Origin of the sequence: Candidatus Shikimatogenerans silvanidophilus, from assembly GCF_018200315.1 — a bacterium.
GTDB lineage: Bacteria > Bacteroidota > Bacteroidia > Flavobacteriales > Blattabacteriaceae > Shikimatogenerans_A > Shikimatogenerans_A silvanidophilus.
Window position 1 is genome coordinate 1 of the sequence record NZ_JADFUB010000010.1, and the last position, 12,849, is coordinate 12,849.

11 protein-coding genes and 1 tRNA gene are annotated in these 12,849 nt (G+C 16.1%); 5 read left to right on the plus strand and 7 right to left on the minus strand.

Translation table 11 applies throughout. From position 1 onward, the window contains the following. Window positions 1–180: 180 nt before the first annotated feature. The 5 genes from gpmI to rplM form a co-directional block, all read right to left on the minus strand. Complete coding sequence (gene gpmI, locus KHQ18_RS01455; protein ID WP_212113359.1) at window positions 181–1,707, minus strand: 2,3-bisphosphoglycerate-independent phosphoglycerate mutase; 1,527 nt, start codon at window positions 1,705–1,707, stop codon at window positions 181–183. Between the two features lie 62 nt (window positions 1,708–1,769). Beyond that, the gene (gene tsf, locus KHQ18_RS01460) at window positions 1,770–2,603 is read right to left on the minus strand and encodes a translation elongation factor Ts (RefSeq protein WP_212113360.1); all 834 of its coding nucleotides are present in this window, start codon (window positions 2,601–2,603) and stop codon (window positions 1,770–1,772) included. Between the two features lie 162 nt (window positions 2,604–2,765). After that, window positions 2,766–3,506 (minus strand): 30S ribosomal protein S2, encoded by a 741-nt coding sequence (rpsB, locus tag KHQ18_RS01465; RefSeq protein ID WP_212113361.1) that lies wholly within the window; start codon window positions 3,504–3,506, stop codon window positions 2,766–2,768. A gap of 10 nt (window positions 3,507–3,516) precedes the next feature. Beyond that, window positions 3,517–3,930 (minus strand): 30S ribosomal protein S9, encoded by a 414-nt coding sequence (gene rpsI / locus KHQ18_RS01470; protein WP_212113369.1) that lies wholly within the window; start codon window positions 3,928–3,930, stop codon window positions 3,517–3,519. A 42-nt stretch (window positions 3,931–3,972) separates the two neighbouring features. Continuing rightward, window positions 3,973–4,416 (minus strand): 50S ribosomal protein L13, encoded by a 444-nt coding sequence (gene rplM, locus KHQ18_RS01475; protein WP_212113362.1) that lies wholly within the window; start codon window positions 4,414–4,416, stop codon window positions 3,973–3,975. Window positions 4,417–4,840: 424 nt separating this feature from the next. Between rplM and dnaK the strand changes: the two genes are divergently transcribed. Beyond that, complete coding sequence (dnaK, locus tag KHQ18_RS01480) at window positions 4,841–6,781, plus strand: molecular chaperone DnaK (protein ID WP_212113363.1); 1,941 nt, start codon at window positions 4,841–4,843, stop codon at window positions 6,779–6,781. A 422-nt stretch (window positions 6,782–7,203) separates the two neighbouring features. On the opposite strand, the gene fbaA is transcribed toward dnaK, so the two are convergent. After that, on the minus strand, window positions 7,204–8,310 hold the full coding sequence (fbaA, locus tag KHQ18_RS01485) for a class II fructose-bisphosphate aldolase (RefSeq protein WP_212113364.1): 1,107 nt from the start codon (window positions 8,308–8,310) through the stop codon (window positions 7,204–7,206). Window positions 8,311–8,416: 106 nt separating this feature from the next. On the opposite strand from fbaA, the gene KHQ18_RS01490 reads away from it, so the two are divergent. From KHQ18_RS01490 to KHQ18_RS01505, 4 genes are read left to right on the plus strand one after another with little or no spacing between them, the layout of a single operon-like run. Further along, window positions 8,417–9,889, plus strand: coding sequence for a glycine--tRNA ligase (locus tag KHQ18_RS01490; RefSeq protein WP_212113365.1), 1,473 nt, complete (start codon window positions 8,417–8,419; stop codon window positions 9,887–9,889). 27 nt (window positions 9,890–9,916) lie between these two features. After that, complete coding sequence (rsmA, locus tag KHQ18_RS01495; RefSeq protein ID WP_212113366.1) at window positions 9,917–10,738, plus strand: 16S rRNA (adenine(1518)-N(6)/adenine(1519)-N(6))-dimethyltransferase RsmA; 822 nt, start codon at window positions 9,917–9,919, stop codon at window positions 10,736–10,738. Continuing rightward, complete coding sequence (locus KHQ18_RS01500; protein ID WP_212113367.1) at window positions 10,716–11,612, plus strand: bifunctional 5,10-methylenetetrahydrofolate dehydrogenase/5,10-methenyltetrahydrofolate cyclohydrolase; 897 nt, start codon at window positions 10,716–10,718, stop codon at window positions 11,610–11,612. The genes rsmA and KHQ18_RS01500 overlap by 23 nt, the downstream gene beginning before the upstream one ends. Before the next feature lie 30 nt (window positions 11,613–11,642). Beyond that, window positions 11,643–12,062: a SufE family protein gene (locus tag KHQ18_RS01505; protein WP_212113368.1), complete on the plus strand. Its 420-nt coding sequence runs from the start codon at window positions 11,643–11,645 to the stop codon at window positions 12,060–12,062. 33 nt (window positions 12,063–12,095) lie between these two features. Here the strand turns inward: KHQ18_RS01505 and KHQ18_RS01510 are convergent. After that, a tRNA-Ser gene (locus KHQ18_RS01510) sits at window positions 12,096–12,180 on the minus strand. Window positions 12,181–12,849: the final 669 nt, after the last annotated feature.

A 12,849-nucleotide genomic window follows, 5' to 3' on the forward strand; every position in this document is an offset into this window, starting at 1 on the left:
TTATTTATTATATTTTAATTATTAATTATTAATTATAATTATTAAATAATTATATTAATATATTAATAATTATTAATATTATATACTTTTTGATATACTTTTATTAATATTATATACTTTTATTATTTATTAAAAATATTTATATTAAAAAATATTTTTTTTAAATAAAATATTTTTTTATTATAATTTTTTTAATAATATTTCACTTGTCATTTCTTTTGGAATATCAATATCCATAATTTTTAAAATACTTGGAGCAATATCTGATATTTTTCCTTTTTTTTTTAAAAAACAAAAATTTTTATTAAGAATTATACAAGGAACTAAATTAGAAGTATGATAAGTATTAATTGTACCATCTTTATTCAACATACATTCTGCATTTCCATGATCTGATATAATTATAACAATATATTTTTTCTTAGATAATTCATAAATTAAATTAACATATTCATCAACTTTTTTACAAGCTTGTATAGTAGCTTTCATATTTCCAGTATGTCCTACCATATCAGGATTAGCAAAATTTAAACAAATAAAATCAAATAAATTTTTTTTTATTACAAAATAAATATTATTATAAATTTTTGATAAACTCATTTCTGGTTTTAAATCATAAGTTTTTACTTTAGGAGATGGACATAAAATTCTTTTTTCATTTTTAAAACAAGTTTCTAAACCACCAGAAAAAAAATAAGTTACATGAGGATATTTTTCTGTTTCAGCAATTCTTAATTGTTTTTTATTATTATTTGATAAAACTTCTCCTATAGTATTAAAAATATTTTTTTCTTCAAATATAACATTCACATTTTCATATTTTTTATCATATTTAGTCATAGTGACATAATATAAATTTTTATTATTTTCTAATAATAAATTAGAAATTTGTCTCATTCTATCAGAACGATAATTAAAGAAAAAAACAATATCTTTATCTTTTATTTTATTATATTTTATTTTATTATTATTTATAAATATAATAGGTTTTATAAATTCATCAGTTATTCCATTTTCATAATTTTTTTTTATAGAATCTATAATATTAAAACTATAATTACCTATATTATTAACAATAGAATCATAATAAATTTTTGTTCTTTCCCAACGATTATCTCTATCCATAGCATAATATCTACCACAAATAGTAGAAATTATTCCAATTTTATATTTATTAATAAAATTTTGTAATTTTTTTATAAAATTTAATCCACTTTTTATATAAGTATCTCTTCCATCTGTAATAATATGAATAAAAACATTCATACATTTTTTTTTTAAAAAAAATTTTAAAATATATAAAAGATGATCTATATGAGAATGAACTCCACCATCTGATAATAAACCAATTAAATGAATATTTTTATTATTATTATTATTATTATTATTATTATTATTAAAATAATATTTAATCATATTATTAATAACAATATTTTTTTCAAAATAATTATTTTTTATAGAATCATTAATTAATACCATTTTTTGTTTAATAATTCTTCCAGAACCAATATTTAAATGACCAACTTCTGAATTTCCTACTTGATTTATTGGTAACCCTACATATTTTCCAGATGCATGTAATTTTATATTAGGAAATTTTTTTAAACAATTATTTATAAATTTTGTATTTTTTTTTTTAATAGCAGATCTTTGTTCATCGTTTGAAATACCCCAACCATCTAAAATAATTAATAATACTTTTTTCATTTTAAATTATACTTAATTTTTTAAGTATAACAAAAATATAAAAAATAAATATAATATTTTTTTTAAATACTAAATCTTTTAAAATAAACTATATTAATATTTTTAAAATTTTCTTTTAAATAATCAAAAACAGTTTTTTTTTCATCTTTTATATACTTTTGATTAAGTAAAACATTTTTTTCATAAAATTTATATAATTTTATTTTTATAATATTATCTAATTTTTCTTTTTTTTCTTTATAAAAATTTTTTTTAATTATTTTTATTTCATTTTTTATCAATTTTTTAGGAACAGATTTTTCATCTAAAAAAAGTGGATTCATTGCTGCTATTTGCATAGCAATATTTTTTCCAATATCATATATACCATCTATATAATCAGAAAAACCAACCAAACAAGAAATTTTATTTAAATGTACATAATAAGATATAAAAGGATATTTAATAACATCAAAACAAGATATTTTAATTTTTTCACCAAAAAAAATACTTTTTTCAATTATTTTATTTAATATTTTTTTATAAATTGATGAATTTATAAATTCATTTTTTTCATTTTTTTCATGATATATTAATATATCATTTAAAATTTCTTTTGATAAAGAAATAAATTGTTTGTTTTTTGCAACAAAATCAGTTTCACAAAGTATAGATAATATTACTCCTGTATTATTATTAAAATTTGTTTTAGATAAAGTTATTCCATTTTTAAAAATTTTATTATCATTATTATAATTATTATAATTATAATCATTTAAATAATTTTTTTTTTTAAAAAAATTAAAAGCTTTTTCTAAATTTCCTTTATATTTTATTAAATATTCTTTACATTTCAAAATACTTAATCCTGTTTTTTTTCTTAAAAAAATTATATCTTCTATTTTAATTTTAATCATTAAGTTTAAAATTTAATTAAATTTTAAATTAATAATTAATAATAATTTTAATAAATTAAAAATAATTTTATTTAATTTTTTAATTATATTATTTATAAATAATAATAATTAATAATAATTAATAATAATAATAATAATAAAATAATATTGTTATAATTTTAATTATCCAATATTATTATCATTATTAATTTTGTTATTTATTTTATTATTAATTTTATTTTTATTATTTATTATTTTTTCTATATATTTTATTAAATAATAAATTATTAATTTTATAGATTTAGAAGAATCATCATTAGCTGGTATAGGATAATCAATATATTTAGGATCAGAATTTGTATCAACTATTCCAATAATTGGAATTTTTAATTTTTTTGCTTCTTTTACTGCAATATTTTCTTTTTGTATATCTACAATTAATAGAGCTCCTGGAATTCTATTCATAATAGAAACAGATGATAAATTTTTTTCTAATTTTATTATTAATCTATCAATATATAATCTATCTTTTTTAGAATAATTATTATAATAACCTTCTATCTTTTTTTTTAACATATAATTCATTTTGTTAATTGATTTTCTAATAGTAAAAAAATTAGTTAAAAAACCACCTAACCATCTTTCTGAAATATATGGCATATTTATTTTTTTTGCATAATATTCAATAATACTTTTACCTTGTTTTTTTGTACAAACAAAAAGAATATCTTTTTTATTTAAAATAATTTTTTTTAATGCAATACAGGCTTCTTGTATTTTCATTTTAGTTTTAATTAAATCCAATATATGTATACCATTTTTTTTCATTAAAATATATGGTTTCATATTAGGATTTCTTTTTTTAGTTATATGTCCAAAATGTACTCCAGCATTTAATAAATCATAAATATCTATTTTAATCATTATATTTAATTTAACGTTTTGAAAATTGAAATTTTTTTCTTGCTTTTTTTCTACCAAATTTTTTTCTTTCTACTTTTCTATAATCTCTAGTTAAAAATCCTTTTTCTTTTAAAGAAAATTTATTTTTTTCATCTATTTTACAAAAAATTCTAGAAATTGCTAATTTAACAGCATTTGATTGTCCACTAATACCTCCACCATTTACTCTTATTAATAAATCATATTTTTTAATATCTGTTTTAATAATTTTAAAAACTTGTTCTATATTATTAATTAATAAAGGATTAATAAAATATTCTTTTAATAATTTTTTAACAATTTTTTTTTTTTTTTTTGAAAAAATATAAATATTTCCAGTACCTTTTTTTAAAAAAATTCTAGCTATAGATGTTTTTCTTCTTCCTATTGAATAAATCATAATTATAAATTTTTTAATAATAAAAAATAATAATTTTTAAATATAAATTTAAAAATAAAAAAATTCAATATTTTGTGATTTATGTTTATGTTCTTTTCCAGAATAAACATATAAATTTTTTTTGTAAATTTTTCTTCCTAAACGATTTTTTGGTAACATCCTTTTAATAGAATTTTCAATAATTTTATTAGGATTTTTTTTAATTAATTCTTTAAAAGTATAAATTTTTTTTCCTCCTGGATATCCTGTATATCTAATATAAATTTTTTTTTCTTTTTTTTTTCCACTAATTTTAATTTTTTTAGAATTAATTATAATAACTTTATCTCCACAATTAATATTAGGACTATAATTAGGTTTATTTTTTCCAGTAATTATATTAGAAACAATAGAAGATAATCTACCTAAAATTTTATTTTTAGCATCTATAATAAACCATTTTTTTTTTATTTTTTTTTCACTATAAAATAAAGTTTTAAATATTTTTTTCATATAATAAAATTTTTAAATAATACATAATTTATAATCATACATAACTTTATACTTATTTTTTAATAAAATTTTATACTTATTTTTTTTAATAAAATAATATTTTAATAATAAAAGAATATTTTAATAATAAATTATTATTATTTAATATTTAATAAATTATTATTATTATTTAATAAATATAATATAAATAATAAATATTTATATAAATAAAAATATAAAATTTAATATATAAATAAAAATATATTAATTATAAAAAAACATTTTATAAAAAAATATTTTTTTTTAAAATATTATTTATAAAAAAAACAGACAAAAAGTCATAAAATATAATTTTATATAAATTAATTATAAATGGAATGATATTTGTTTATTTAATTTAATAAATAATTTAAATAATTTAATAAATAATAAAAATATAAAAAATATGGGAAAAATTATAGGTATAGATTTAGGAACTACAAATTCTTGTGTTGCAGTTATGGAAGGAAATGATCCTACAGTTATTCAAAATTCAGAAGGTAAAAGAACAACTCCTTCTATAGTTGCTTTTGTTAATAAAGGAGAAATAAAAGTTGGAGATCCAGCAAAAAGACAAGCTGTTACTAATGCTAAAAAAACAATATTTTCTATTAAACGTTTCATGGGAAGAAAATATTCAGATATTTTAGAAGAAATAAAAAATATTCCATATAACATTAAAGAAGGATCTAATAATACAGCTAGAGTAGAAATAAATAATAAATTATATACTCCTCAAGAAATATCTGCTATGATTCTTCAAAAAATGAAAAAAACAGCAGAAGATTATTTAGGACAAAAAGTAAATCAAGCTGTTATTACAGTTCCTGCATATTTTAATGATTCACAAAGACAAGCTACTAAAGAAGCAGGAGAAATTGCAGGATTAAAAGTTGAAAGAATAATTAATGAACCTACTGCAGCTGCATTAGCATATGGTTTAGATAAAAGCAATCAAAATAAAAAAATTGCTGTTTATGATCTTGGTGGTGGAACTTTTGATATATCAATTTTAGAACTTGGAGATGGAGTATTTGAAGTATTATCAACTAATGGAGATACACATTTAGGAGGAGATGATTTTGATGAAAAAATAATTAATTGGTTAAATAATGAATTTAAAAAAGAAGAAGGAATTGATTTAAAAAAAGATGCTATGGCTCATCAAAGATTAAAAGAAGCAGCAGAAAAAGCTAAAATAGAATTATCATCTAGCAAACAAACAGAAATTAATTTACCATATATTACAGCTACTTCTTCTGGACCAAAACATTTAGTTAAAAATATTACTAGATCAAAATTTGAACAATTATGTGAAGATTTAATAAAAAGATCTATGTCACCTTGTAAAAAAGCATTAAAATCAGCAGGATTAAAACCTATTGATATAAATGAAATTATATTAGTTGGTGGATCTACAAGAATTCCTAAAATTCAAAAAGAAGTAGAAAATTTTTTTGGTAAAATTCCTTCTAAAGGAGTAAATCCAGATGAAGTAGTTGCTATAGGTGCAGCAATACAAGGAGGAGTTTTAGCAGGAGATGTTAAAGACGTTTTATTATTAGATGTTACACCATTATCTTTAGGAATTGAAACTTTAGGAGGTGTATTCACTAAATTAATTGAATCAAATACAACAATTCCTACTAAAAAATCAGAACTTTTTTCTACTGCATCGGATAATCAATCAGCAGTTACTATTAGAGTAGGACAAGGAGAAAGACAACTTTTTAATGATAATAAAGAAATAGGTAGATTTGATTTAATAAATATACCTCCAGCACCAAGAGGAGTTCCACAAATTGAAGTAACTTTTGATATAGATGTAAATGGAATTTTACATGTTTCTGCAAAAGATAAAGGAACTGGAAAAGAACAATCTATTAAAATAAAAGCATCTTCAGGATTAAGTAAAGATGAAATAGAAAAAATGAAACAAGAAGCAAAAAAAAATGAAGAAAAAGATAAAAAAAATAAAGAAGAAATAGAAAAATTAAATTATGCAGATAGCATTATTTTTCAAACTGAAAATAATTTAAAAGAATATGGAAATAAAATATCTGAAATAAATAAAAAAAATATAGAAAATTATTTAAAAAAATTAAAAGAATCTCATAAAAATAAAAATATTAAAGAAATAGATATTTATATAAAAAAAATTAATGATGCTTGGAATCAAGCTTCAAAAGACATATATAATAATCCTAATAATCCTAATAATCCTAATAATCCTAATAATCCTAATAATCCTAATAAAGAAAAAAACAATCCAAATTTAAATAATAATAATAAATCAAATAATAAAAATAATAATATTAAAGATGTAGATTATGAAGAAGTTAAGTAAAAGTGAATTTAAGTAAGTAAAAGTAAAGTAATTAATTTTAATTAATAATTAAATTATTAATTATTTATTATTAATATAATTTAAGTAATTAATTTATTAATTAATTAATATATATATTTAATATATTATATATATTTTTATATATTTATAATATTTATATTATATATAAATGTATTATATTATATTATTATATTATTATATATTTATTAATATATAATTTTTATTTATTAATATATAATTATTATATATATTTATATTTATATATAAATGTTTATTAAATAATTTAAATTTATTATAAAAATATAAAAAAAATAGTAAAATAATAAATTATATAATTTTATAAATTTTTATAAATTATATAGTTTATATAATTTTTTATTTTTATATATTTTTTTATTATTACATTAATTATTTATTTTTTTTTATTGTTTATTTAAATTTATATTTTTATATATTTTATTATAAATATTTAATTTTTTATAACTATTTAATAATTTTAAATATTTTTTTAATATTTTTTTAAAATATAATTCACCTTCTCTAAGCCAAATTCTTGGATCATAATATTTTTTATTAGGATAATTTTTTCCTAATGGATTACCTATTTGTTTTTTTAAATATTCATTATTATTTAAAATATAATTACGAACTCCACTTAAAAAAGCAAATTGTAAATCTGTATCTATATTAAATTTTACTACACCATATTCTATAGATTTTTTTATATCTATTCTAGATGTTCCAGATCCACCATGAAATACAAAAAAAATAGGATTTTTACTAGTTTTATATTTTTTTTGAATTTTTATTTGAGATTTTTTTAAAATATTAGTATTTAATAAATTTTTTTTATTATTATAAACTCCATGAATATTTCCAAAATTAGCTGCTATAATAAAATTAGAACTAATTTTAGTTAATTCTTTATATGCATATTCTACATCATCAGGAGTAGTATAAAGTCTTTTTTTTTCAACATTAGTATTATCCATACCATCTTCTTCTCCTCCAGTAATTCCTAATTCTATTTCTAAAATAATATTAATTTTTTTCATTTTTTCTAAAAATTTAGAACATATTTCTATATTTTCTTGTAAACTTTCTTTAGATAAATCAATCATATGAGAACTAAAAATAGGTTTTCCAAATTTTTCATAATTTTTTTTACTTTCTAATATTAAACTATCTATCCATTTTAAATTTTTTTTATAACAATGATCTGTATTTAAAATAACTGGAATATTATATAATTTAGATATTTTATTAATTTGAAAAGCCATAATTTTAGATCCATAAATAATATTATTTTTTTTAAAAATACCACCTGTATTAAATTCAGCAGTTTTATGAGATATTTGAATAATAATTGGAGATTTAAAAATAAATGCTGTTTCTATAGAAGAATTAATACTATTAGAATTAAAAACATTAATAGATGGAATAGCAAAATTATTATTTTTTGCAAATTTATACATATTCATAACTTTATTTCCTGTAATAACTCCTGAATCATAAGAATTAGTAATCATATACAAATATTTTATTTTATATAAATATTTTATTTAAATATTAATAATAAATATTAATAATTTAATGTATATAAAAATTATATAAAAATATATAAATAAAAAGTACATGAATAGTAATTTTTTATTAAAAAAAATAATAAAATATGCTAAATTAAATGGTTTTATTAATCAATCTAGTGAAATTTATGGAGGTATAAGTGGAATATATGATTATGGTCATTATGGAATATTATTAAAAAATAATATTAAAGAATATTGGTGGAAATCAATGGTACAATTAAATAAAAATATAATTGGAATAGATACATCTATAATATTACATCCAAATGTTTGGATAGCATCAGGACATAAACATTTATTTTATGATTTATTTATTAAAGACAATATTACTAAAAAAAAATATAAAATTGATTGGTTAATAGATAATTTTTTTAAATTAAAAATAAAAAAATATATAAAAGAAAAAAAAAATATAAAAATTCTTATTAATAAAAAAAATAAAATAAAAAATAAAATTAAAGATTTAATAAAAAAAAATAAAATAAATAATATAAAAGACATTATAGAAGAATATAATATATGTAATCCAGAAAATGGATTATTAAATTGGAAAGAAATTATAAAAATAGATTTAATGTTTCCTATAAAATTAAAAAATGAAAAAAATTTTTTAAGACCAGAAACAGCACAAGGTATTTTTATAAATTATTTTAATTATTTAAATATAAATAAATTAAAAATTCCATTTGGAGTGGCACAAATAGGAAAATCTTTTAGAAATGAAATATTTTCTAAAAAATTTATTTTTAGAATGAAAGAATTTGAACAAATGGAAATGCAATTTTTTATTAATCCTAAAGAAGAAAAAAAATGGTATGAATATTGGAAAAATAAAAGATTAAATTGGCATTTATCTTTAGGATTTAAAAAAAAAAAATATAGATTTAATAATCATGAAAATTTATCTCATTATGCAAAACGTGCAACAGATATAGAATTTAATTTTCCTTATTTTGGATTTAAAGAATTAGAAGGAATTCATTCAAGAAGTGATTTTGATTTAAAAAATCATTATAAATTATCAAAATTATCAAAAAAAAATTTTATTTTTTTCGACGAAAAAAATAAAGAAAAATATTTTCCTTATATAATAGAAACTTCCATAGGATTAGATAGATTATTTTTATCAATTATTACTTCTTCTTTAAAAGAAGAAATAATTACAGAAAATAAAAAAAGAACTTTTTTAAAAATACCAGAATTTTTATCACCAATAAAAGTTGCTATTTTTCCATTGATAAAAAAAGAAGAATTGATTAAAATAGGAAAAAAAATTTTTAATAAATTAAAATTTTATTATAATTCAATTTACGAAGAAAAAAATACTATTGGAAAAAGATATGTTAAACAAGATTTAATAGGAACTCCATTATGTATAACAATAGATGATGAAAGTATTACTAAAGAAACAGTTACTATTAGAAAAAGAGATAATATGAAACAAATAAGAATTCCTATAAAAGAAATAAAAAAATATATAAAAAAATTTACTATAGAAGAAGCATTAAAAAAATTATAAATATAAATATTTTATACATTTTTAAATATGATTTTTAATAAAAAAAAATTTGGACAACATTTTTTAATAAATGAAAAAATAGCTAAAAAAATTATAAAATATATTTTAATAAATTCAAATTATAAAAAATCAATTATTATTGAAATAGGACCAGGAAAAGGAATTTTAAGTAAATATATTTTTTCAAATTTTAAAAAAATTTATTTTATAGAAATAGATAAAGATATGATTTTTTTTTTGAAAAAAAAATATCCTTTTTTGAAATCAAAAATTATACACTATAATTTTTTATTATGGCATCCAAAATATAAAAATTTAAAAAAAATTTATTTAATAGGAAATTTTCCATATAATATATCTTCTCAAATAATATTTTGGATTTTTAAAAATCAAAAATATGTAATAGAATGTATAGGAATGTTTCAAAAAGAAGTTGCTGAAAGAATAATATCAAAAAATGGAAAAAAATATGGAATTATTTCTATTTTAATTCAAACTTTTTATAAAGTAAAATTATTATTTAATGTTTCTAAACATAATTTTTATCCTAAACCAAAAGTAGATTCTTCTGTAATAAAATTTACTAAAAAAAAAAAAATAATAAAATTTAATAAAAATTTATTCTTAAAAATAATAAAAAAATCTTTCAATCAAAGAAGAAAAATATTAAAAAACTCTTTATTTAAAATATTATTTAAAACATTAGATTTATATATATATAAAAAATATTCATTTTTTAATTCTTTTTTTTATAAAAGAGCAGAGGAACTTTCTTATAAAGATTTTATTGAAATAACAAAAAAAATAGAAAAAATATGTAATTATAATGGACAAAATATTAAATGGTAATAAAGTATCTAAATTTTTTTTAAAAAAAATTAAAAAAAAAATTAATAAAATAAAAGAAAATAATAAAAATATTAATCCTCATTTAGGAATTATTATAGTAGGAAAAAATATTCAAAGCATTAATTATGTAAAAAATAAAATAAAAGATTGTAAAAAAATTGGAATAAAAGTTTATTTATTAGAATTTCCTATTTCTATTTCTGAAAAAGAATTAATTTTTGAAATAAAAAATTTAAATAATAATCCTTTAATTGATGGTTTTATTATACAATTACCATTACCAAAAATATTAAATATAGAAAATATAATTTTACATATTAATCCTAATAAAGATGTTGATGGTTTTCATCCTATTAATTTAGGTAAATTATCATTGAATTATAATGATAAAAAAATATTTATACCTGCAACAGCTTTAGGAATTTTCAAATTATTAAATTTTTATAAAATTAATACTTTAGGAAAACATATAGTAGTTATTGGAAGAAGTAGAATAGTTGGAACTCCTATAAGTATTTTAATGAGTAGAAAAAATATGGGAAATAGTACAGTTACTATAACTCATAGTTATACTAAAAATTTAATTTATTTTACAAAAAAAGCTGATATATTAATAAGTTCAATAGGTAAACCTAATTTTATAAAAAAAAATATGATAAAAAATAAATCTATTATAATAGATGTTGGTATAAATGAAAATAAATATAAAAAAATAGTAGGAGACGTAGATTTTAAAAATGTATATAAAAAAGTTTCATATATTACTCCTGTACCAGGAGGAGTTGGTCCTATGACAAGAGCAATGTTAATATATAATACTTATTTATCTTTTATAAAAAATAATAAACTTAATAATAAGTATAATTATTTATAATATTTAAAATTTAAATATTAATAATAAAATATGTCTTTATTTTTGTTATTAGAAGAAGAAAATAAAATAATAAAAGAATTTTCTTTATTAAAAACATGGGAAGATAAATACGAATATTTAATTTTTTTATCTAAAAAAATTCCAAAAATGGATAAAAAATATAAAAATAAAAATACTTTAATAAAAGGATGTCAATCTAAAACATGGATTCATGCATATATTAATAAAAAAAAAATAATATATAAAGCAGATAGTGAAGCTAATATACCAAAAGGAATAATTTTTTTATTAATTCGTATTTATTCAAATAGATTACCAAAAGAAATTATTTTTTATAAAGAAAATTTTATAAAAAAAATAGGTTTAATAAATTTTATTTCTTTTAATAGAGTAAATGGTATTTATTATATTTTAAAAAAAATTAAAGAATATGCTTTATTATATAAATAATTTATAATTTATTTTCGTAAATAAATTTATTTGCGGAGAGAGAGGGATTCGAACCCCCGGAAGTTTTACCTTCACCGGTTTTCAAGACCGACGCAATAGACCACTCTGCCATCTCTCCTATATATATTTTATATATTTTATATATTTATAATATTTAATAAAAAAAATATTATTAAATTAAAATATTATTTAAATAGTTTCATTTATATTATTTATTAACATAATAAAAATTAATATTTGTTATATATTTTTTTAAATTTATTTTATATATTTTTTATTTTATTATTGTAAAATAATTTTATTTATACAAGATATTTTTTCTGATAATAATTTTTTTTATTTAATAAACAGATAATATTTATCATATTAAATTAAGTTATACTGTAATAGTAAGGTTTAATTATTTTTTAAAAATTTAAAAAATGTAATATAATAATATAAATTACAGCATAATAACCTACATGAATATGTATCTGATTATTTAATTATTTTTACTACATCTACAGTTATTTTTAATAATCCTTTACCTTTATATTAGATTAAATATAAATAATTTTTACTCATAAATTAGTATATGATAATATAAACAAATACCATTATGTACACAAAAACAAAATTAAAAATTATTAAATAATTATTTATTTAATTTTTTATAAACCATAATGATATTTATAAAAAATTTTTTTATATTAATTTTTTTATATTGTAACTAGAAATCATTCTATTTATGACTTAATTGATAACAAATTTGACAACAAAAAGGACACACTTACTTTGCCACTATCAG

Bases quoted from the DNA above. Each gene is read 5' to 3' on its own strand.
- gpmI (WP_212113359.1), bottom strand. From the start codon at position 1,707: ATGAAAAAAGTATTATTAATTATTTTAGATGGTTGGGGTATTTCAAAC.
- rplM (WP_212113362.1), bottom strand. From the start codon at position 4,416: ATGAAAAAAATATTTAAAACTTTATTTTATAGTGAAAAAAAAATAAAA.
- rsmA (WP_212113366.1), top strand. From the start codon at position 9,917: ATGATTTTTAATAAAAAAAAATTTGGACAACATTTTTTAATAAATGAA.
- tsf (WP_212113360.1), bottom strand. From the start codon at position 2,603: ATGATTAAAATTAAAATAGAAGATATAATTTTTTTAAGAAAAAAAACA.
- rpsB (WP_212113361.1), bottom strand. From the start codon at position 3,506: ATGATTAAAATAGATATTTATGATTTATTAAATGCTGGAGTACATTTT.
- KHQ18_RS01490 (WP_212113365.1), top strand. From the start codon at position 8,417: ATGAATAGTAATTTTTTATTAAAAAAAATAATAAAATATGCTAAATTA.
- dnaK (WP_212113363.1), top strand. From the start codon at position 4,841: ATGGGAAAAATTATAGGTATAGATTTAGGAACTACAAATTCTTGTGTT.
- KHQ18_RS01500 (WP_212113367.1), top strand. From the start codon at position 10,716: ATGGACAAAATATTAAATGGTAATAAAGTATCTAAATTTTTTTTAAAA.
- KHQ18_RS01505 (WP_212113368.1), top strand. From the start codon at position 11,643: ATGTCTTTATTTTTGTTATTAGAAGAAGAAAATAAAATAATAAAAGAA.
- fbaA (WP_212113364.1), bottom strand. From the start codon at position 8,310: ATGATTACTAATTCTTATGATTCAGGAGTTATTACAGGAAATAAAGTT.